This window comes from Paraeggerthella sp. Marseille-Q4926, from assembly GCF_916618935.1.
Lineage (GTDB): Bacteria > Actinomycetota > Coriobacteriia > Coriobacteriales > Eggerthellaceae > Paraeggerthella > Paraeggerthella hominis.
The window spans coordinates 713544-731079 of the sequence record NZ_CAKAKF010000003.1 but is presented as its reverse complement, the minus strand read 5'-3'; the positions used below and the strand labels follow the sequence as shown (position 1 = coordinate 731079).

The following is a 17536-nucleotide window of genomic DNA, read 5'->3' as shown; positions in this document are numbered from 1 at the left end:
ATGAAGACGATTACCGAATCCCAGTCCACCCCGAAGGCCGACGGCTACCGCATGCCCGGCGAGTTCGAGCCGCAGACCCGCATCTGGATGGCATGGCCGCACCGCACCGACACGTGGGCATGGGGCGCGAAGCCCGCTCAGAAGCAGTACGCGGCGGTTGCGCGCGCCATCGCCGAGTTCGAGCCCGTCACCATGTGCGTGAACCAGGTCGACTACGCCAACGCCAAGGCCGTGTTCGAGGACGACGAGAACATCACCGTCATCGAGATGACCACCGACGACGCATGGGTGCGCGACACCGGTGCCACCTGGGTGGTCAACGGCGAGGGCGACAAGCGCGCCGTGCATTGGCACTTCAACGCGTACGGCGGCTTCGAGAACGGCCTGTACTTCCCGTGGGACAAAGACGAGCAGATCGCGCTCAAGATGGCCGAGATGAGCGGGTGCCGTCGCTACCGTCCCGAAAGCCTCATCCTTGAGGGCGGCTCCATCCACGTGGACGGCGAGGGCACGGTCGTCACCACCGATATGTGCCTGCTCGATCCCGGCCGCAACGCATCCGTGACCGACTACGAGGCATGGTCCGAAGAGCTGCGCGCGTACATGGACGAGGGCCTGAAGAACTACCTGGGCGTCGAGAAGGTCATCTGGGTGAAGGACGGCATCGACCCCGAGGAGACGAACGGCCACATCGACGACGTGGCGTGCTTCGTGGCCCCCGGCAAGATGCTGTGCATCTGGTCCGACGATCCGGACTACCCGTTCTACAACGAGTGCCACGCCGCTTACGAGACGCTGTCCAACGCCGTGGATGCCAAGGGCCGCAAGCTTGAAGTGACGAAGCTCGTCATGCCGGTGAAGCCGCTGTACATGGACCAGGCTTCCTGCGACTCCATCGATATCGACGAAAACGCCGAGCCGCGCGTTGCCGACGAGCCGCTGATCGCGTCCTACATGAACTTCCTCATCGTCAACGGCGGCGTCATAGTGCCGCAGTACGGCGACGAGAACGACGCGCTGGCCGTCCAGCAGATCCAGGCTGCGTTCGACGAGGCTTGGGGCGAGGGCGCGTACAAAGCCGTGGGCGTGAAGACCGACCAGGTGGTCTTCGGCGGCGGCAACATCCACTGCATCACGCAGCAGGAGCCTGCCGGCAAGTAAGTTGATCGATTGCGGCGGCTTGCGCTTTGCTCGGGCTGCCGCAATGCAATTCCGCCTTTTCCGCGAAGCCGCTTGGTTCGATGCGAAAATCCGGTGCGCACCGGGCATCGAGCCGAGCGGCCAAAGAGCGACCCGTATCGTTGGGTCGCTCTTTTCAATGAAGCAGGGGGACGGGCTATCGCCTCCGTCCCCCTGCTTCATTCGCATCTTCGCCTTGCCGGTTCGTTTTCCGTCGAACGCGATCGCTACGACTTCTTGGTGATTTCCGTCTTGCATTTCGGGCAGACCACGCGCAGGGTGCCTTTTCCGCGCGGAACCGAAAGGGCTTGGCCGCAGTTCTTGCAGGTGAAGTACAGCGTGGTTTTACGGTTGACCCACTTCTTCTTGGCAAGGGCGTACGCGCGTTTCGGCTTGGCCATGACGCGCTCGTACACGGCGTTTTCTTTGCGTCGTTGGGCGAAGTTCTTGGAACAGGTGCGGAACAGGGCCAAGGCCATGCTTATCAGCGCGACCCATGAGAATGCTTCCAGGTAGGGAAGCACGGATAGCAGCATAGAGATGATGCCCAGCGCCATCAGGCCGTTCGACAATCCGTCAAGCCCGTAGCGCCCTTGCATCCATCGAGCGGTCTTCAATGCTATGCGCTGAAAAAAGTCCTTCATGTGTGCTGCCTTTCGCCGAGTAAGCTGTTGCGGTTTCATGGAGTGCCATTCTACCGCAGAGCGCCCTGCAGGCTCCGAGTTTTGAGCTGCTGCAGGGCGCGTTCCCACGATACGAGGTTTGTGAAATGCGCACGAGCGGGCTTCGCGCCTGTTGCCCAACGGTTTATTAGCCTTGCGACGGAAGAAGGCGTCGTCGAGGTGCTGGACGGCTGATGCCGCGTGCGCTCGGCTCGGTGGCTGCTACCCGCGTTGGCAGCGGGCATCCTGTTTTTGCACGATTCTTCCCCCAATGTTGCGTTCGAAGGGCCTGCCAAGGGGATGTCTTCGATGCGATTGTGCGTTTTGCCTGGTCGTAAATGCTTGCTGTCGGTGTGCGGGCCTCGGTATGTGCTCGCACGCAACATTTCGGGAAGAATCGTGCATTTGGGCGCGCGAGCGTGGTCGTCGGCCCGCTCGCGCCGACCTTGGTTTGGGCAGGGGCGCGTGCGAAATGTGGGCGCAAATGAGGACCTGTGACACGATATCGGGAGCCAGAAACGCGCTTTCGCGTCTTGAGGGAGCGTCCTGTTTCTGCGCCTTGCAACATGTGTAAAGCTCCCGCACGTTTTCGGTTAGCGCGTCGTGACGTAGCAGAGGCGCGGGCGCGTGCCGCCTTGGAACGCGAGGCTCGCCAGCAAGCCGCCCTACTCCAGGGCGCGTAGGATCTCGTAGTGTAGAAGCTCCTTCTCGATGACGGGAGTCATGGCCTGCCGACCGTTCGCGCGCGAGCTGCGCGACGTAGGCGTTGAAGTCAATTTTGGGCATGCGGCTTTCCTTCGTCGACGAGGTCGAGGGTGCGGCGGGTCGAGCGCAGGTTATCGTAGGCGAGTCGCTTCGAGGCCAGCGACAGCGCATGGCCCTCGCGCTTGACGAGCTACGGCAGGATGCGCTCGACGGACTGCTTCGTATGGGTGAACTCGATGACGCCGTAGGGCGTCCGGTACTCGCCGCTGCGGCCGGTGATCATGAGAGCGAGCCGGTCGACGGGATCTGCGAGATCTCGCCGTAGAGCGAAAGGGCGCTCTCGAAGCTCTCGAACGTCTGGTCGAGTGTGCGACCCGATTCGTCCAGCACGATGGCAAGGTCGCGCTTGCGGAACACGTAGCGCCCGCGAGCGTCCCGATCCAGCAGTATATTGAGTGCATCTTGTAGCTTCATGCTGCCTGTGGTCAACGCAAATACGATGAAGGACGGGTATCTGCGTGCGTCGCCAACGCCCCGTTCGCGTCTGCGCTATCGAAGTTCGTTTTTATCCCGCCATTTATCCCGCCATTTATCCCGCCATTTATCTTCAGGTCCCTTTTGTCAGGCTTTGTGAAGGATTTATTCCGTCATCTGCACCGCTTAAAACCATCCAGCTGCCGGTTTTGTTCGAGCCTTTTCGGGTAATGAGCCCCGCGTCTCGAAGCTCTTTGAGCGAACGCTCGACTGTTCGGATCGACCTGTGTGTTCGCTCAGAAATTTGCGCCACGGTCAAATCGGATTCGGCTTTGACCGTACGGAAGACGTCTAGCGCTGCCCGGGAAAGCGTCCAGTCGGGTTTCGGGGCGGTTGTTGCCTGCGTTTCCCGTTCGGACATCGCCGCGAACGGATCATTGCGGTGGAAGACCACGGTGGTGCCGTTCATGTCCTTCTGGTACTCGAGTTCGATGCCCTCGGCATCGCAGAGTTTTTTAATGCGGGGGAGGCCCGTGCCGAAGGACTCGATCTCCTTGGATAGGAACAGCGCCTTGGCGATGAGCTTGTTCCTGCTGGTGGACGACTTGTCCTCGCCCGACAGGTGAGCTTCCGGGGTTTTGCCGTGCGGAAACCAGCCGGGGCTGAAGATCTCGACGCTGTCAGGGTAAACTTCCACTTGGATTGCCAGATCGGAGCGGTACGAGCGGTGTGCGAACGCGTTGAGGATGGCCTCGCGCACGGCGTCCATGGGAAGCTCCGGTATCTCGTCACGCTCGATCTTGCCGGTGAACACGGCTCTTCTCCTGATGCTGCTGAGCACGTAGAACTCGGCTTTGCGCGCCAGCTCGAACAAGGTGCCTTGCTCCTGCTGGATGTCCAGGATGTCGACTCTCTGGTGGTTGGCGAAGATGGCCATCTTGAGCATGGGGTAGAAGGATTCGCAGAACAGCACCTCGGCTGCGTTGGTGAGCCGTCCTTCTCGTATGAGCCCCAAACGCGTGAGCGTGCTCTCCACGCCTTCGTACGCGAAGCTGATGCGGCCGCACGCGTTGCCGCGCTCGATGTAGGCGCGCAGCTCTTTCTCGCTGACGTCGGCGACGTTGCGCTGCGAAAGCCGCGAATCCCAAGGGTTGATCCGATCTTCGGCCTCGACCGCCATGCGGCGCACCTCCGCCGGTGCCATGAGTACGTCCTCGTCCGCGACGCGGATGCGGTAGGCGCCCTTGCAGGCATAAGGAGCGTCGCTTCCGGAAAAGTCCACCCGCACGTAGCGGCGCCTCTCGTCGTCGTCGAGTGCTTCGACGACGGGATGCACGCGCGGGTCGATGGCGCAGCCGATCGCTTGGCTCACCTCCCGCAGCGTCGATTCCGCCACGTCTTGTCCGCACACCTCGCCGTCCGGCTTCACTCCGAAGTACAGCGTGCCGTTCCCGTGCTTGTTGAGGATCGCGGCCACCGAGACGGCCGCCTCTTTGAGCTCGGAAGTCGATTTCTTGAACTCGATCCGCTCGGTTTCATGCCCCAGGTTCATGCTGCCGACCCCTCCTTTTCTTGAGGAGAAGTATAGCACATTATAGCGAACATTTGTACTAGCTTTACTGTCGAGCGGCATTGCTTTTCGCAAGCCGCGCCGTATGCGTGCTCGTCGCTCGGCTTCGCCGTGCTCGCGCTGTACCGCCTGCTCGTGGGCGAGGCGGTTGGCCGGCTGTTCATAACGCGCGAGGTGCCGCTGTGGATCGTGTGCTGCGCGGGCGTGTTCTTCAGCTTGTTCGCGCCCGACGACGGGACGCCCATCGCCGTGGAACTCGTGTTCGCGACGGTGCACGTCCACAACGTGTGCGCGAAGCTGGGCGTGGTGGGCAGGGGCGGGCTACCGGCGTTCCTCAAGCAGGAGCTGCGCGTGTCGTTACGCCGGCGAGCGTGAGGTGCGCGGAAATCCGTGATTCAGGTCCAACCGGCTTCGCGCCTACGGCCCTACGACTTCCTCGTCGTCTCTTTCTTGCATTTGGGGCAGACGACGCGCATCGTTCCCTTGCCGCGCGGGACGGAGAGCACGGTACCGCATCCCTTGCATTTGAAGTAACGCGTCGTGGTGCGGTACGCCCAAGCCTTCTTCGCTATCGCGTAGGTGCGCTTCGGGCCCTTCATGACGCGCTCGTAGGCATCGTTCTCCTTGCGGCGCCGAGCGAAGTTCTTGGACAGGCTGCGGAAGATGGCGATGGCCAGGCAAGCGAACGAGAGCAGCGAGAGCGCGTCGAGCCCCGGGATGATTGACAGCAGGAGCGCAATGATGCCGAGCGCGACCAGCCCGTTCGACAGGCTGTCGTTGCCGTAGCGCCCTTGCATCCAGCGTGCCAGGTTCATCATCATGTCCTGCAGAAACGACTTCATGCGACAGTGCTTCCCGCTCGCCGGCTTTCGTTCGCGCCCTTCGGTTCGAGTTTCGCTCGAAGGGCACGTCCGTATACGATGCGGCGTTTCTCCCGCCGACGCCTCCCGGTTCCCCCGTCGTTACCGAATGGTCACGGGCCCATGCTCGCAAAACTTTCGGGTTGGTTCGATGGCACCGGACGCGTTTTCGGCGCCATGACCGCCCTGCAAACTGAAAAATATCATCGCTAGGCTTATATATTTGCTAGAATAGTCATGAATCGAAACCGGATAATCGCTGGTGGCATAAGGGGTTTCCTACGAGAAGGGCGGTGGCATGGGGGAGAGGGAAAACGTTTCGCGGGACGACATCCCCGGTGTGGAAACGATCAAGGAAGCGGCGCTAAAAGCTCTTTCGAGCGGCCGGCAGAGGTCGTTCGAGTCGCTCGAGCGCGAGGTGGCGAAGCTGCTCGGCCTTTCTCCGCAACAGGAGCGTTACTGCGTTTCCGGCAGCGCGACGCCGCTTTTCGCGAACCGGGTTGAGAAAGCCCGCGCCGAACTGCGCAAGGAGGGGTTCGTCGAGTACCCCGACGCCGGCAAGGTCAGGCTCGCCGAGACCGGCAAGACGCGCATCGTGGGCGCCGCTTCCGGCCAGGTTCTGCCGCCGCAGCCTGAAGCGCAAGAGCCCGTGTCCGACGTGCCCCTCTACGAGCCGCCTTGCCGCGAGGCGCCCGACGGCAAGAAGGCGGCGGCACCGCTCGAAGGAGGCGTGGTGGTGTTCCCGGAGCCGGAGAAGGGGGCGAAGTCGCTCAACCTGCCGCTCGTCCTGGCCGTGGTCGGGCTCCTGCTGTGCTTCACCGGCGTCCTCGCGTTTGCCGGCGTGCTGTGCGGCGTCGCCTCGCTCGCGCTCGTCTACCGGGACAAGAGGCGCGCCGATGCCGCATCCTTGCCTCCGCGCCGCCCCACGGCGACGCTCACCGTGGCCGCGTGCGCGGTCGCGCTCGGCCTCGTCATGTCCGCCGGCGCCCTCGCGGGCGGCAGTCAGGCTCCGCCGCAGGAGGCCCCCGATCCTTCGGCTGTCCAGCAGCAGCCTGCCGCTCCCGCTCAGGAGGGCGAGCTGAGTTTCGTCGTCAACGGCAGCGGCGACGCGCTGCCCGCATCGGTGACCGTGCTCGTCACCGGCACGCAGGACGACGGCACGAAGGTCGACGACAAGCACGAGGCCGCGCTCGGCAAAAGCTACGTGCTTGCCTACCCGGCCGGAACGTACGTTTTCAAGCTCGATCCTTCGTCTTTGAAGGTGGGCGAGAGCGTCTTCGCATCGGATCCGGTGAAGTGCTCCTTCGACGGCACGAGGGATCAGACGGCCCGCTTGTCCCTGAAGCTCGATTCCGAGAGCATGGCCAAGATCGAGGCTGAGAAGGAGGCCGAGCGCCAGAAGGCCGAGGAGGAGGCTGCCGCGGCGAAGGCGGCCGAGGAGCAGGCCGCAGCGGCGGCTGCCGAGCAGGAAGCGGCTGCCGCGGCTGCCGCAGTCTCGGGCGGAGGCGGGGGCGGCGGAGACGACGTCACGGTCTACATCACGAAGACGGGCGAGAAGTTTCACCGCGACGGATGCCAGTACCTGAAGAAAAGCCAAATTCCCATCTCGCGCTCAAACGCGATCGCGCAAGGCTACGGCGCTTGCTCAAAATGCAATCCATAGAACGAGAAGAAGGGGACGCTTGGAAAAGGCGCCCCCTTCTTCTTTCTCGCGGCATGCGGATCGGCTCGTGCCGCCCCTACGCCGGGCGTATCACCAGCTCCTGGATCAGGCTGTCGTTCAAGTTGCAGGCGCCGTCGCTGCAATTCTCTATCTGCGCAAGCGCATGGATGATGGCCCCGTTGTAGTCGGCGTAGAAGTTCACGGTGCGCTCGTTCGTCACGCGCGGATCGCGCATGGCGAAGCCTCCGAAGACGAACTTGTTGTGGAAGAACATCTCGATGGAATTGCGCCCGTACAAAAACGCGTTTTGCCGCTTCACCAGGGAAGGGCAGTAGTCGACCAGACGGCATTCCTCGGTGAAGCAGGCGGCCAGCGCCCGGTGGTCCTTCGCTTGCATCGCTGCGACGAAATCGTTGATGACCATGGCTGCCTCCTAGTAGACTTTCTCGGAATTGAGCAGGGCGTCGGTGCCGCCGTCCACGAACAGGACCACGCCGTTGATGCCGCATGCTTCAGGGGAGGCGATGAACGCCATGGCGTTGGCGATCTCGATGGGCTCCATAAGGGGCTCTTCGCCGAAATGCGTGGGCACGGGAATGGCTTCCATGGCCGCGCGCTGCTCAGGCAGCATGTTGTCGGTCATCGCGGTGCGCACGTTGCCGGGCGCCACCGCGTTCAGGCGCACGCCCCGCGATCCCCATTCGGGGCTCATGCGCCGCACCCAGCGGGCAAGCGCGTACTTCGTGGACGCGTAGTACACGTGGCCGATGGCGGGATCCACGTCTTTGACCAGTTCGAGAATGCGGTCCTCGTCGGCATGGTTGTTCAGCATGCCGGCTACGTCCATGCGCGCTGCTCCTTGCGCGATGGAGTTCGACGACGTGACCGTGCAGCTTCCTCCGCGCTTTTCCAGCAGGTCGAACACGCCGCGAGCCATTTCGGTGGCGCCAAAATAGTTGAGCGATACGATAAGCGATATGGGAGCCTTGCCGCCCGAAACGCCCGCGTTGCAGATCATGGCGTCGATGCCTTCGGGGTAGCGTTCGTGCAGCTCGGCGACCGCGTGCGCGCGTCCGTCTTTGGTAGCCAGGTTCGCGTTGATGTCGCCGCCGTTCAGGTCTATGTTGACCACCTCGTGGCCGCGTCCGCGTAGGATTTCGGCGGTTTTCGCGCCGATGCCGCTTGTGGCTCCGGTGATGACGTAGATGCCCATGCCCGTCCTTCCCCTTGCAAGGTGCTTGCTTCCTTGCTGACGATGGTTGTCGTTTCGCTTCGAATCGTAGCAAGTTCTTGCACGCGAGGCTCGCCGCAGCAGGCCAGCGGTCGGTTGGTCTTCATGCACGGGCTGCGCGATTCGGCGAGCGGCGCACGTGCATGAACGTGCGAGCCGTTGACTTTTTGCTGTGCGCCTTTTTTCGCGAACGCGTTCGCGTCCTCGTTTTCCGCTTCCTTTAGAAATTCTTGAGAAACGGCTCGTATCGTGGATTGCGAAGAAGGCGAAGGAAAGGAAGCTGGCATGAGCTACCTGCTTGAAACCAAGAATCTCACCAAGCGATTCGGTCGCGGATCGGGCGCCCAAACGGCGGTCGACCGCGTGTCCTTGCATGTTCCCGAAGGTGCCGTGTACGGCCTTTTGGGTCCGAACGGGGCGGGGAAGTCCACAACGCTCAAGATGGTCGCAGGCATGCTGCGCCCTACCGAGGGCGATATCCTATTCGCAGGTCAACCGTGGTGTCGCAGCGATCTGTACCGCATCGGGTCGCTTATCGAGAACCCGCCGGTGTACGCTAACCTCACGGCTCGCGAAAACCTGCGCGTGCGCACGACGTTGCTGGGAATCCCCGAGGCGCGCATCGACGAGGTGCTGCAAACGGTCGATCTGGCCGCAACCGGAAAGAAGCGCGCGGGGCAGTTCTCTATGGGCATGAAGCAGCGTTTGGGCATTGCGCTTGCGCTGCTCGATCGGCCGCGCTTGCTCATCCTGGACGAGCCGACCAACGGGCTTGACCCTATCGGCATCGAGGAACTGCGCGGCCTGATACGTTCGCTTCCCGCGCAGGGCGCGACGGTGGTGGTGTCGAGCCATATTCTGACCGAGGTGTCGCATACGGCTGACCATGTGGGCATCATCGCCGAGGGCTGCTTGGCGTACGAAGACGAGCTTGCGCCCGGCACCGATCTCGAGCGGCTGTTCATGGACGTGTGCCGTCGGGTGGCAGTGGAACGCAGGGCTGCTGGCGAGGACGGGGGCATGCGATGAGGGCGCGGCGATCAGACGAGTGCGCAGCGAACGCGGAGCAGTCCCGCGCTTGCGCCGCCCGTACCGGGCGCCCTTTCGCGTTTGCCGCCTATGCGGCAGCTTTCAGGGCCGAAGTGCTCAAGGGTAAGCGTGCCGCACCGCGCAAAATCGCATTGGTTGCTCCGTTGCCGTTCTGCGCGATGGGCATGGCGGCGGCCGGCGTGTTCGGCGGCGGCGCGATCGGGGCGTTTGCCACGTACGGCTGGAACTACTGGTACGCGCTCATGCTCCCCGTTGCCGTCGCGCTCATGACCGCATCGATCGCCAACATCGACGCGCGGCAGAAGCTGCGGCCCGTTCTTGGGTTGCCGCTGCCCCCGTCGAGCGCGTGGTGGGCCAAGACCGCGTACGCGCTGGTGCTTGCGCTGGCGGCGAACCTGGTGGTGCTGACGGCTGGCGTCGCGGTGAATCTTCTGGGTTGCGATGCGCCATCTGCGGCGGCGGGCCTGGTCGCAGCGGTGCTGTTGGTTGTCGGAAACGCCTGGATGGTTCCGGCGGGGCTTGTGCTTACCACGCGTTTCGGCACGCTTGCGGGCATTGCGATTCCCGTCGCGCTGCAGCTGGGAGCGGGCATTGCGTTCTGGACGAGCTCCGCATGGTTCCTCTTTCCTCCGGCAACCGCCCTGCGCGCGGTGTCGCCGTTCATGGGCGTCGCGCCTTCAGGCGTGCCGCTTGAGGCGGGCGATCCGTTGCTGTCGTTCGGGTGGGAGGCGATGCTGGGGCTTGGTATCGCCGTTGCGATCTTCGTCGCGCTGGCCGTGTTCGGTGCGCGATGGTATGGAAAAAGGGAGGCGAAATGACGGTTGGGATGACGTTCGGGCGTGCGGTTCGCTCGGAAATCGTGCGCGTGCGCCGCTCGCCGCTTGCGGCGATGCACCTGGTGATCGCGCTGGCCCTGGGGGCGGCCGCCGGTGCGTATTTCGCGAGCTCCGCTTGGGACAGCCTGCTGGGCGCCGATGCGTTCTTCCAGCTGTTGGGCGCCGGTGCGCCCCTGATCGTGGGCTTGTCGTGCGGCCTTTCCGTGGATGCGGAACGCGAGGCCGGCGATTGCGCGAACCTGCTGGGCGTGCCGTCGCGCAGGATCGCGTTTGCGGCGAAGGGCGCGGTGCTGCTGGCGCTCGGCTTCGCGGCTGCGCTTGTTGCGGCGGCGCTGTTCTGGGGGATCGTCGTCGCGGCGGGGCGGGACGCTCCTTCGCTGGCGGCGTGCCTTGCGGGTGCGTGCGGCATCGCGGCGGGCAGCGCGGCGCTGTACGCCCTTTCGCTGTGGGTTGCGCTGCGCTTCGGAAGAAACGCAGCCATCGGGTTGGGCGCAATCGGATTCGGCGTGGCGCTCGCCTCGATGGGCGGTTTGGCAAACGGGCTGGTCACCGGTACGTTGAGCGGATCGTTCGGCGCGAACGCTGCCGTTTTCATCCCGTTTGCATGGCCTTCGCGTTTCGCATCGCTGGCCATAGAGCTGGCGATAGCCGGTCTGCTGTCGGCCGGGGCGCAGGTTGTGGCGGTACTCGTCGACGCGCTCGTGCGCATCGGCATCGCGTGCGCCGTTTCGACGATCGCGCTCGTAGCGGCGCTCCTCGTAGGCGCGGATCGTTTCGAAGACAAGAAGCGCGCCGGGGAGTAAGGCGCTCAAGGTACAATGAAGCCGAAAAGGCCGATGTCGCGCAAGGGGGCTTGCGAGATAGCGGCCTGCGGCGATGAAGGGCGAAAGGAGCGGCATGGCTCGCTTGCTGGTGATCGATGACGAGAAGGCTATTCTCGATGCGCTTGCGCGCGTGCTCGAGCGGGACGGTCATACGGTGGTTGCGGAGTCCCGTCCGACGCGCGCGCTCGATCTTGACCTTGCTCGGTTTGATCTCATCGTCACCGATGTGATGATGCCCGATATGGACGGCTTCGAACTGGTGCGCCGCATGCGCGATCGAGTAGACTGCCCCATCCTGTTCCTTACTGCCAAAACCGAGGAAGGCGATGCCGTGATCGGCTACGGCTTGGGGGCCGACGATTACATCCGCAAGCCGTGCGGAGCAGCCGAGTTGCGCGCGAAGGTGGCGGCTCACCTGCGACGAGAGCAGCGCGATCACCATGTGGCGCTTGCGTTCGGACCCGTGCGCATCGACCTTGCAGCCAAAGAGGTTGCAGTCGACGGCGTTCCCGTTCGGCTGACGCCTACCGAGTACGCGCTTTGCGAGCTGATGGCGCGCCGCCGCGGTCAGGTGTTCTCCAAAGACGCGCTGCTCGAGGAGGTGTCCGGTTGGGATTCGCTGGCCAGCGCCGAAACCATCACCGCCCACGTCAGCGCCATTCGGGCGAAGTTCAGAGCGATGGGGGTCAATCCTATCGGCACGGTTTGGGGCGTGGGTTACAAATGGGAGCTTTAGGGGGCGCGCAGTCGCGGACTGCACGGGTCAAGGCGGGTGCCGCGCATGCGGAGGACGAGCGATCGGGTTTGTCCGCCTCGCGTCGCGGCGTTCCGTTGGCGCTGATTATCGTACGCTATTTCGGCTACGTTCTGGTTGCGGTGGCGTTGCTGCTGGTCGGCTTCTGGACGACGTTCAGCTTGATGGCCAGCAGCGGGCTCGTCTACGTTGCCAATTACGCCGACGAGCGCGCTCCCGACATGGTCGCCGCGCTCGAATCCGGCGCGGTCGAGCCTGCGAACGTCCCCTCGTGCTATCGCTGGTGCGTATTCGATGCGGAAGGGCGCGTGCTCGCATCCGATATGGCGGACGGCGACCGGGCAGCTGCGTGGACGGTCGTTCAGGACGGCTCGACCGTTGCGGGCTTTGACGGCTTGGGCGGGGTCCGCCAGCAGGCAACGGCCGTGCTGCCGAATGGAAACCGGTGCGCGCTGCAATACGACTTCGTTCCCGATTTCACGTCTCGGGCCCTGCGCGATGCGCTTCCCGATCCTCAGACGCTGCTCATCGGCGCGTTCTTCGTCCTATTCGTTGCCACGGTCGCGCTGATCGCCGTGCGCGCGGCGCGGGTGATATCCCGCAAGATGCAGCCTTTGGCCGAAGCCGTGGCGCAGATCGAGCGGCAGGACCTCGACTTTGCCGTGGGGTCGACCAACGTGCGCGAGGTGAACGACGTATTGCGCGCCATGGAGCGCATGCGCGCGGCGCTGGCCGATTCGCTGCAGGCGCGTTGGGTCGCCGACGATGCGCGCCGCCGGCAGGTGTCGGCGCTTGCGCACGATCTCAAAACGCCGTTGGCCGTTGCGCGCTGGAACGCCGACCTGCTGCACGAGACCGCGCTCGACGAGGACCAGCGTGCATGCGTCGAGGATATGTCCGATAGCGTGCGGCGCATGGAAGGCTACGTACGGCTTTTGGTCGAGGCTTCCCAGGCGGGCGATCCTGCCGTCGCCTCCGATGTGGATGTTGCCGTTCTGGCCGACGAGGTGCGGCGCCAGGCGCGGCAGCTGTGCGATGCGGGCGGGACGGCGCTTTCCTTCGACGTCACGTGTTCGGGTGCTGTTCGCGGTGATGCGACCAGCCTTGTTCGGGCTATTGCGAACCTGGTGTCGAACGCCGTCGAGCACGCTCCTGCCGGCTCGGAGGTGTCGGTGACGTTCGACGTGACCGAAGGCTGCTTGCGCATGACGGTGGAAGACGAAGGCCCCGGGTTTTCCGCAGCTGCGTTGGAGCGCGGAAAGGAGCGCTTCTTCACGGGGTCCGCGGATCGCAACGCCGAGGCCGGCCACTTCGGTCTGGGCCTTTCCATTGTGGACGACATCGCGGCGGCGCACGGCGGATCCTTCGAGATATCCAACCGGAGCAAGGGCGGCGCGCGCTGCGTGGTGAAGCTGCCGCTGGCGTAAAGTCGCGCTCGACGATTTCCGCAGCGGCGGCAAGCTGGTTGCGGCGGGTGCTATCGCTTCCGTTCGGAATCCGCTGTGCGCGTGTCCGCTTGGGTGCTTTGCTGCTTGCGGTAGCGGGCGAGCGCCTGCTCGTAGCTGCCGGCGGTCCTGCGGAAATAGGCGTTGTACCCGATGGTCGACAAGGCGGATATGATGAAGAAGATCACGACGAACTCGACCCACGCAAGGGGAATGTCCGGGGGAAACCAGGCGCCGATCCAGGCGCAGGCGGCTAGCGCGGGCAGCGCGCATGCGTCGAATCCGATCATGCGGACAAGGTAAGCGGGCTTTTTGAGCACCGCTTCGGTGAACCAGAAGGCTTGCAGCATGCCGATCGACACGGTGGCGATCAGTAGCGAGGCGGTGAGGTTCAGCCCGTAGCTGGGGCCTGCGAAGATGTAGCCCATGACTAGGCACACGATCATGGACACGGTGAAGAAAACGCAGATGGTAAGGGCGGTTTGAATGGCTATGCGCTTCATGGCGAACTCCTTTGCTGCGGGCTACAGCCCGATCTTCTGCTTGATGGCGGGAGCGTACTGACGCGATACGATGACGGTTTCGCCGTTGTCCAGCAGCAGCTGGAGTCGGGTGTTCAGGTACGGTTTGATGCCTGCAACGTGGTCGAAATTTGCCAGCAACTGCTTGGAGGCGCGCACGAATTCGGTTCCGGCTAGCCGGTCCTCCAGCTCGTACAGGCGAAGCGGCGTTTCCAGTACGGCGTCCTTCAGGTACAGGAACGTGGAGCCGTCTACGGTTTCGGCGTACAGGACGTCCCCGATTGCAACGATCAGGGTTGCGCCGTCGCGGGTACCGGTGAGCTTGCGATCGAACGCGTTGAGCGAGGCAACGATGCGCTGCACGCGCTCGTCGATCCGCGGGCATTCGATGGCCACGCTGATGCCGTTCGCTTGAGGGGTTTCGGTAATGGTTACGTTCATGGCATCGCTTTCGATTGGGGTTGAAGCGGATGGTGCATCGGCCGATGCCGACAGTATCCCCGACCTTCCGGCGGCGCACAAGGCAGGTGCGCCCAGTTGCAAATGGGCGAGCTTCAGTTGCAGGCAAGCCGCTGTAGGTTGCGTTGGTTTCGGTTGTTTGACGTGCGCTCCCTTTCCTCGGCCAGGAAGGCGCCCCATGCTACAATCGCCCTGAGAACGATGGTGAAATCGTACGGCTAGGAGGTCTGCCATGGCAAAGCTCGAAGGCAAGGTTGCATTCGTCACGGGAGCGTCTCAGGGTATCGGCGAAGGCATTGCGCGCGTGTACGCGAAGCACGGCGCCCGCGTGGCCTTGGCCGACGTGTCTGCGCGTGTGGAGGACGTTGCCGCCGATCTGCGGGAGGCCGGGCACGAGGCCGTCGCGTTCGTCCTGGACGTTACGGATTCCGCTGCGCTTGCATCTGCGGTCGCGCGCACCGTTGAGACGTTCGGGAGCTTGGACGTGCTGTGCGCGAATGCGGGCGTGTGCCGGTTGGGAGACTTCCTGAGCATGACGGACGCCGACCGCGATTTCCACATCGACGTCAATATCAAGGGCGTATGGAACACCGCGCGCGCCGCGCTTCCCGTCATGGTCGAGCAGGGCGGCGGCAGCGTGGTCATCACCTCGTCGGTAACGGGAGACCTTGTTGCCGACCCGGGCGAATGCGCCTACGCGCTGTCGAAAGCGGCGCTCGTGGGCTTGACGAAGGCACTGGCCGTGGAATTCGCCGCCCGCAACATTCGCGTCAACTGCTTCCAGCCCGGGTACGTGGTCACTCCCATGGCCGAGAGCATCGCCCAGCAGTCGAATCCCGACGATCCGGAAAGCGTCTTGACCGAGATGGCGAAGGCTATCCCGATGCGAAGGCTGGCCCGTCCCGAAGAAGTGGGGGAGCTGGCCGCGTTTCTCGGTAGCGACGAGTCCAGCTACATTACCGGCTCCCAGTTCGTTATCGACGGCGGCTCCACGCTTCCGGAATCCGTCAGCGTAGGCGTATAGGTTAGGCTGACGCAGGTCTCACCGGGTGGCGAACCACGGTGCGCAGGTTCTCCGGCTTGGATCGACGCGGGTCGCTCAGGTAGATCTCGTGATGCAGGCGCACGCCGGGCACGCCGCCGTTCGCGTCAAGCTCGGCGAGCAGCGCGCGTGCGTTCTCGGGATCGGCGATGTCGTCTTTCAGGTGGGAGTCGGCTATGAAGGCGGACAGGGCTGCGACGGTGGCCGGCTCGTCGTCGTAAGGACCGCGATGCAGAACCTGCGCGCAGGGGCCTTCGGCGAAGCGGACCAAGCGAGCTTGCGCGGTGTCCAGCCCCGGTTTTTTCGCGGCTGCCTTTTCGCGCGCCCAAGCGAAGGTTTCGGTCGTCACGAAGTCGGGCTGTCGAATCAAAGAGACCCATTGCAGCTTGCTTTTGTCCGTAATGCGACGTCCGTCGAAGCCGCCGGAGGCCGTCCACCAAAGGCCTTCGAGCGGTGCTACCTTGTATTCAAAGTAGCCATCCGGTTGCCAATCGCCGTTTTTCGCCATTCTGATGGTGTACGACAAGGCGTACAGAAGTCCCACGGCCTGCGCGTACGCGCCGTTTTCGTCGTTGGGATCGCCCTCGCCGGCAACGGCGATGAACGTCATGGCAGGCGCCTCCACGAGCGTCGGCTTCGTCTTCGGAACGTAAAGTTCTTTGTATTCCTTCGTGAAATCGAATGTCATGAGGCTATCCTCCTTGACTCAGATGACTGGATTGCCGATTATCTCGCGCTGCGCTTTTTTCGTCAGCTTGCCGAATACCAGGCTGTAGGAATGATCGCACAATTCGTACAGCAGCTCGTCGGGCACCGCGCCGTCCAGGTCGATGGATATCCAGTGGCGCTTGTCGGCGTAAAAGCCGGGCAGGATGTCGGCATGCTCGCTGCGCAATGCAACTGACCAGGCTGGATCGCATTTGAGCGACAGGAGCGAGCGACCTGCGTATGCGGCGGCGTGCTCTTGGCCGGGCTTCATGGCGGCAGCGAGCATCTTTCCGCCAACCTGATAGCGCCACCAGTCCCATTCCTCCTTGTAATCTTTGGTGCAGCCCGGCTTGGCAAGCAGGTATGCGTCTATGGCGTCGTGCATGGTTTGCGCTCCTTTGTCCGTGCTATGCGAATGCCCCGCGTTTGAACGCGGTGCGCCAGGTCTCGACGTTGCCCCACGGCTTGATATCGAGGCGTCCGAACAGCGCGCACGCCAGTTCGATTCCCGCGGCGCCATTCGCGGTGATGAAGCGCCCGTCGTCTACGACGGGCTGGTTCCGGAATCGATCGTGGCCCCGATAATGGGGTGCTAGCTGGGCAAACTCGTAGTCCGCGTTGCCCGTGTGATCGCAGTCGTCCAAGTAGCCGCGTTCGGCTAGAAACGAGCAGGCGCCGCAGATTGCAGCTACCGGCACCGCGCGGGCCAGGCACGCGTCCACCAGCCACGCGCCCGCGCGTACGATGTCCGGTTCTTGCCAGCTTTCGCCGCCCACGAGAATCGTCAGGGCCAAATCTTCGGGAACCTCGTCGCGCTCTGCCGTCAAATCGGGCACTACGGTCAGTCCCCCTATCGACCGCACATTGCCCCGCCGCGTCGCCATGGTACGCACGGCGTATCCGGTTTCGGGTTTGTTGATTTCAGAACAGGCATGCCCCACCTCCCAATCTGCGAACCGATCGGGCAGGAACGCAAGCACGGTGCCGCGGCGATTCCCCTGAGGTCCTAGTGCGTTGTCGCGTTCGGTCACTGAAGCTCCTTTACGCCAAAGCCACGAATATATCGATGTCGGCGCAGCTCATGTCTTCGCCGGGCAGGTACGCTTCGAAGTCGACGGTGAACGACCGTTGCGCCATGAGCGCTTCGTCGGTCCAGATGTCCATCCAGGCCTTCTGCACGCTCTCCACGCAGTCGCCGCCGCGGATCTCCACCTTCGCGTAGCGGCCGGCCGGTATAACCTGGCGTGCGGAGCCGGCTTCGGCTTCGTTCGTCTCGCAGCCGATGAGCAGGTCGTACTCGTTCGTGGCCAGGTCGTAGTTGTAGTAAAGCGCGAAGCAGGGGTAGGGGTTCGCAATCGCCCCCGGCACGTTCTTGTCCATGCCCTCTTCCATGAACCGCTGCCATAGGCCGCCGATGTCCGCGGTGCAGGAAGGGCTGTCGTTGGCGGTGCGCAGGGTCATTCCCGCAACGGTGCGCTCGGGAAGCTCGACGATCGTGTATTCCATGGCAGTTCCTCTCGGTTTTGGTTTCGATGGCAAGGTGATTGTATGAA

20 protein-coding genes and 1 pseudogene are annotated in these 17536 nt (G+C 63.5%); 9 read left to right on the top strand and 12 right to left on the bottom strand.

What is annotated here, in order from left to right; all coding sequences use genetic code 11:
* Entirely contained in the window at positions 1–1161 is a 1161-nt protein-coding gene (gene aguA, locus LG373_RS08450; protein ID WP_114567667.1) for an agmatine deiminase, read from the top strand.
* 245 nt (positions 1162–1406) lie between these two features.
* Here aguA and LG373_RS08445 read toward each other — a convergent pair whose 3' ends face one another.
* The 4 genes from LG373_RS08445 to LG373_RS08430 form a co-directional block, all read right to left on the bottom strand.
* Positions 1407–1823, bottom strand: a complete 417-nt coding sequence (locus LG373_RS08445; protein ID WP_225749547.1) for a hypothetical protein — start codon at positions 1821–1823, stop codon at positions 1407–1409.
* A gap of 1002 nt (positions 1824–2825) precedes the next feature.
* Positions 2826–3020: a hypothetical protein gene (locus LG373_RS08440; protein ID WP_216528816.1), complete on the bottom strand. Its 195-nt coding sequence runs from the start codon at positions 3018–3020 to the stop codon at positions 2826–2828.
* Between the two features lie 133 nt (positions 3021–3153).
* Positions 3154–4872, bottom strand: coding sequence for an ATP-binding protein (locus LG373_RS08435; protein ID WP_225749546.1), 1719 nt, complete (start codon positions 4870–4872; stop codon positions 3154–3156).
* Between the two features lie 143 nt (positions 4873–5015).
* Positions 5016–5432 (bottom strand): hypothetical protein, encoded by a 417-nt coding sequence (locus LG373_RS08430; protein WP_225749545.1) that lies wholly within the window; start codon positions 5430–5432, stop codon positions 5016–5018.
* A gap of 316 nt (positions 5433–5748) precedes the next feature.
* Between LG373_RS08430 and LG373_RS08425 the strand changes: the two genes are divergently transcribed.
* A complete protein-coding gene (locus tag LG373_RS08425) occupies positions 5749–7113 on the top strand; it encodes a winged helix-turn-helix domain-containing protein (protein WP_225749544.1) in 1365 nt (454 codons plus the stop codon).
* A gap of 76 nt (positions 7114–7189) precedes the next feature.
* On the opposite strand, the gene LG373_RS08420 is transcribed toward LG373_RS08425, so the two are convergent.
* Both LG373_RS08420 and LG373_RS08415 read right to left on the bottom strand, forming a co-directional pair.
* Positions 7190–7537, bottom strand: a complete 348-nt coding sequence (locus LG373_RS08420) for a hypothetical protein (RefSeq protein WP_114567663.1) — start codon at positions 7535–7537, stop codon at positions 7190–7192.
* Positions 7538–7546: 9 nt separating this feature from the next.
* Positions 7547–8326, bottom strand: a complete 780-nt coding sequence (locus LG373_RS08415; protein ID WP_225749543.1) for an SDR family oxidoreductase — start codon at positions 8324–8326, stop codon at positions 7547–7549.
* A 303-nt stretch (positions 8327–8629) separates the two neighbouring features.
* On the opposite strand from LG373_RS08415, the gene LG373_RS08410 reads away from it, so the two are divergent.
* The 6 genes and pseudogenes from LG373_RS08410 (at position 8630) to LG373_RS08390 (ending at position 13235) form a co-directional block, all read left to right on the top strand.
* Positions 8630–9373: a lantibiotic protection ABC transporter ATP-binding protein gene (locus tag LG373_RS08410; protein ID WP_225749542.1), complete on the top strand. Its 744-nt coding sequence runs from the start codon at positions 8630–8632 to the stop codon at positions 9371–9373.
* A gap of 113 nt (positions 9374–9486) precedes the next feature.
* On the top strand, positions 9487–10212 hold the full coding sequence (locus tag LG373_RS08405) for a hypothetical protein (protein WP_225749541.1): 726 nt from the start codon (positions 9487–9489) through the stop codon (positions 10210–10212).
* Complete coding sequence (locus tag LG373_RS08400) at positions 10209–11033, top strand: lantibiotic ABC transporter permease (RefSeq protein WP_225749540.1); 825 nt, start codon at positions 10209–10211, stop codon at positions 11031–11033. The genes LG373_RS08405 and LG373_RS08400 overlap by 4 nt, the downstream gene beginning before the upstream one ends.
* Positions 11034–11106: 73 nt before the next feature.
* A pseudogene (locus tag LG373_RS12335) lies at positions 11107–11448 on the top strand (response regulator); the annotation flags it as partial.
* A gap of 156 nt (positions 11449–11604) precedes the next feature.
* A complete protein-coding gene (locus LG373_RS12330) occupies positions 11605–11790 on the top strand; it encodes a winged helix-turn-helix domain-containing protein (protein WP_370632890.1) in 186 nt (61 codons plus the stop codon).
* Positions 11778–13235 carry a sensor histidine kinase KdpD gene (locus LG373_RS08390; RefSeq protein WP_225749538.1) on the top strand — a complete coding sequence of 486 codons (1458 nt, stop codon included), beginning with the start codon at positions 11778–11780 and terminating at the stop codon, positions 13233–13235. Before LG373_RS12330 ends, LG373_RS08390 begins: the two co-directional genes overlap by 13 nt.
* Positions 13236–13285: 50 nt before the next feature.
* Here the strand turns inward: LG373_RS08390 and LG373_RS08385 are convergent, their stop codons facing one another.
* On the bottom strand, positions 13286–13756 hold the full coding sequence (locus LG373_RS08385) for a hypothetical protein (RefSeq protein WP_225749537.1): 471 nt from the start codon (positions 13754–13756) through the stop codon (positions 13286–13288).
* 21 nt (positions 13757–13777) lie between these two features.
* Positions 13778–14215, bottom strand: coding sequence for a LytTR family DNA-binding domain-containing protein (locus LG373_RS08380; protein ID WP_225749536.1), 438 nt, complete (start codon positions 14213–14215; stop codon positions 13778–13780).
* Positions 14216–14465: 250 nt separating this feature from the next.
* Between LG373_RS08380 and ucpA the strand changes: the two genes are divergently transcribed.
* Positions 14466–15257, top strand: coding sequence for an SDR family oxidoreductase UcpA (ucpA, locus tag LG373_RS08375; protein ID WP_225749535.1), 792 nt, complete (start codon positions 14466–14468; stop codon positions 15255–15257).
* A 1-nt stretch (position 15258) separates the two neighbouring features.
* Here ucpA and LG373_RS08370 read toward each other — a convergent pair whose 3' ends face one another.
* From LG373_RS08370 to LG373_RS08355, 4 genes are read right to left on the bottom strand one after another with little or no spacing between them, the layout of a single operon-like run.
* Positions 15259–15963 carry a GyrI-like domain-containing protein gene (locus tag LG373_RS08370; protein ID WP_225749534.1) on the bottom strand — a complete coding sequence of 235 codons (705 nt, stop codon included), beginning with the start codon at positions 15961–15963 and terminating at the stop codon, positions 15259–15261.
* An 18-nt stretch (positions 15964–15981) separates the two neighbouring features.
* The gene (locus LG373_RS08365; RefSeq protein WP_225749533.1) at positions 15982–16368 is read right to left on the bottom strand and encodes an MmcQ/YjbR family DNA-binding protein; all 387 of its coding nucleotides are present in this window, start codon (positions 16366–16368) and stop codon (positions 15982–15984) included.
* Between the two features lie 22 nt (positions 16369–16390).
* Positions 16391–17014: a DJ-1/PfpI family protein gene (locus LG373_RS08360; RefSeq protein ID WP_225749532.1), complete on the bottom strand. Its 624-nt coding sequence runs from the start codon at positions 17012–17014 to the stop codon at positions 16391–16393.
* Between the two features lie 10 nt (positions 17015–17024).
* Positions 17025–17489 carry a GyrI-like domain-containing protein gene (locus tag LG373_RS08355; RefSeq protein ID WP_225749531.1) on the bottom strand — a complete coding sequence of 155 codons (465 nt, stop codon included), beginning with the start codon at positions 17487–17489 and terminating at the stop codon, positions 17025–17027.
* Between the last annotated feature and the right edge of the window lie 47 nt (positions 17490–17536).

What these genes read in the sequence shown, in the direction of transcription:
- LG373_RS08410 (WP_225749542.1), top strand. Translation starts at nt 8,630, where the DNA reads ATGAGCTACCTGCTTGAAACCAAGAATCTCACCAAGCGATTCGGTCGC.
- LG373_RS08400 (WP_225749540.1), top strand. Translation starts at nt 10,209, where the DNA reads ATGACGGTTGGGATGACGTTCGGGCGTGCGGTTCGCTCGGAAATCGTG.
- LG373_RS08425 (WP_225749544.1), top strand. Translation starts at nt 5,749, where the DNA reads ATGGGGGAGAGGGAAAACGTTTCGCGGGACGACATCCCCGGTGTGGAA.
- LG373_RS08380 (WP_225749536.1), bottom strand. Translation starts at nt 14,215, where the DNA reads ATGAACGTAACCATTACCGAAACCCCTCAAGCGAACGGCATCAGCGTG.
- ucpA (WP_225749535.1), top strand. Translation starts at nt 14,466, where the DNA reads ATGGCAAAGCTCGAAGGCAAGGTTGCATTCGTCACGGGAGCGTCTCAG.
- LG373_RS08370 (WP_225749534.1), bottom strand. Translation starts at nt 15,963, where the DNA reads ATGACATTCGATTTCACGAAGGAATACAAAGAACTTTACGTTCCGAAG.
- LG373_RS08415 (WP_225749543.1), bottom strand. Translation starts at nt 8,326, where the DNA reads ATGGGCATCTACGTCATCACCGGAGCCACAAGCGGCATCGGCGCGAAA.
- LG373_RS08365 (WP_225749533.1), bottom strand. Translation starts at nt 16,368, where the DNA reads ATGCACGACGCCATAGACGCATACCTGCTTGCCAAGCCGGGCTGCACC.
- LG373_RS08390 (WP_225749538.1), top strand. Translation starts at nt 11,778, where the DNA reads ATGGGAGCTTTAGGGGGCGCGCAGTCGCGGACTGCACGGGTCAAGGCG.
- LG373_RS12330 (WP_370632890.1), top strand. Translation starts at nt 11,605, where the DNA reads ATGGCGCGCCGCCGCGGTCAGGTGTTCTCCAAAGACGCGCTGCTCGAG.
- aguA (WP_114567667.1), top strand. Translation starts at nt 1, where the DNA reads ATGAAGACGATTACCGAATCCCAGTCCACCCCGAAGGCCGACGGCTAC.
- LG373_RS08420 (WP_114567663.1), bottom strand. Translation starts at nt 7,537, where the DNA reads ATGGTCATCAACGATTTCGTCGCAGCGATGCAAGCGAAGGACCACCGG.
- LG373_RS08430 (WP_225749545.1), bottom strand. Translation starts at nt 5,432, where the DNA reads ATGAAGTCGTTTCTGCAGGACATGATGATGAACCTGGCACGCTGGATG.
- LG373_RS08385 (WP_225749537.1), bottom strand. Translation starts at nt 13,756, where the DNA reads ATGAAGCGCATAGCCATTCAAACCGCCCTTACCATCTGCGTTTTCTTC.
- LG373_RS08355 (WP_225749531.1), bottom strand. Translation starts at nt 17,489, where the DNA reads ATGGAATACACGATCGTCGAGCTTCCCGAGCGCACCGTTGCGGGAATG.
- LG373_RS08440 (WP_216528816.1), bottom strand. Translation starts at nt 3,020, where the DNA reads ATGAAGCTACAAGATGCACTCAATATACTGCTGGATCGGGACGCTCGC.
- LG373_RS08445 (WP_225749547.1), bottom strand. Translation starts at nt 1,823, where the DNA reads ATGAAGGACTTTTTTCAGCGCATAGCATTGAAGACCGCTCGATGGATG.